This is a genomic window from Mesorhizobium sp. M1A.F.Ca.IN.020.06.1.1 (assembly GCF_004023265.1).
Classification (GTDB): domain Bacteria; phylum Pseudomonadota; class Alphaproteobacteria; order Rhizobiales; family Rhizobiaceae; genus Mesorhizobium.
This window is the reverse complement of record NZ_RZSR01001197.1, coordinates 1-1,523: the sequence shown is the minus strand read 5'-3', so window position 1 is coordinate 1,523 and position 1,523 is coordinate 1. Positions and strand designations below refer to the sequence as shown.

The following is a 1,523-nucleotide window of genomic DNA, read 5'->3' as shown; positions in this document are numbered from 1 at the left end:
GGATTTCCCGAAATGCGGTTTCCACTTTTCGGGCTCATGCTCTAGACCTGATTCACACCCTTTCCGGATTGCTGTTGGCGGGAGGCGCTGGTGGAAGGCCAGGACAGAGAGACGACCGGCGCCAGAACCGTCGAGGAAGGCGGCGCCGACATCTATGGCGAGGACGGCGCCGTCCGTTCTGCCTTCCTTGCGCAGATCGGCGCGGCCATCGCCGATCGCGACACGCTCATCTTAAAACGCGAAGTCGACGACCTGCATCAGTCGGAACTCGGCGATCTGCTGGAAGCACTCCATCCCGAGCAGCGCCGCGCGCTGGTCGAATTGCTTGGCTCGGATTTCGACTTTTCGGCGCTGACCGAGGTCGACGAGGCGATCCGGCTCGACATCGTCGACAATTTGCCCAACGAGCAGATCGCGCAGGCGGTGCAGGAACTTGATTCCGACGACGCCGTCTACATCCTGGAAGACCTCGACCAGGAGGACCAGGACGAGATCCTGTCGCAACTGCCGTTCACCGAGCGCATCCGGCTGCGGCGCGCGCTCGACTATCCGGAAGAGACGGCCGGCCGGCGCATGCAGACCGAGTTCGTCGCCGTGCCGCCGTTCTGGACCATCGGCCAGACGATCGACTACATGCGCGAGGACAAGAACCTTCCCGATCGCTTCAGCCAGATCTTCGTCATCGACCCGAGCTTCAAACTGCTCGGTGCCATCGATCTCGACCAGATCCTGCGCACCAAGCGCGCGGTGAAGGTCGAGGAGGTGATGCATGAGACGCGCCATGCCATCCCCGCCACCATGGACCAGGAAGAGGCGGCGCGGGAATTCGAGCAATACGACCTGCTCTCGGCCGCCGTGGTCGACGAGAACGAGCGTCTGGTCGGCGTGCTCACCATCGACGACGTGGTCGACGTCATCCAGCAGGAGGCAGAGGAGGACCTTCTGCGCATGGGCGGCGTCGGCGACGAAGAGCTATCCGACACCGTGCTTGCGACCTCGCGATCGCGTGTGCCGTGGCTGCTCGTCAATCTGGTCACGGCGTTTCTCGCGGCCTCGGTGATTGGCCTGTTCGACCAGACCATCGAGCATATCGTGGCGCTCGCTGTGCTGATGCCGATCGTTGCCGGCATGGGCGGCAATGCCGGCTCGCAGACGATGACCGTCACGGTGCGGGCGCTGGCGACCAGGGATCTGGACATCTACAACGCCGCCCGGATCATCCGCCGTGAGGTGGGAGAGGGCTTCATCAACGGCATCGTCTTTGCGGTGCTGATCGGCATGGTTGCTGGACTGTGGTTCCACGATCCCAACCTGGGCGGCATTATCGCGGCGGCGATGATCATCAACATGTTCGCGGCGGCCCTGGCAGGCATTCTCATCCCGCTGCTGCTCGACCGCTTCAAGATCGACCCGGCGGTAGCCTCCGCCGTCTTCGTCACGACCGTCACCGACTGCGTCGGCTTCTTTGCATTCCTCGGATTGGCCACGTGGTGGTTTGGCGTTCCCTGAGACAGTGCTATAAT

1 protein-coding gene is annotated in these 1,523 nt (G+C 63.0%); it reads left to right on the top strand.

Features of this window, described 5'->3' with window-relative positions; all coding sequences use genetic code 11:
* The first annotated feature begins 90 nt into the window (after positions 1-90).
* Entirely contained in the window at positions 91-1,509 is a 1,419-nt protein-coding gene (gene mgtE, locus EOA60_RS32410) for a magnesium transporter (RefSeq protein ID WP_128312587.1), read from the top strand.
* Positions 1,510-1,523 lie beyond the last annotated feature (14 nt).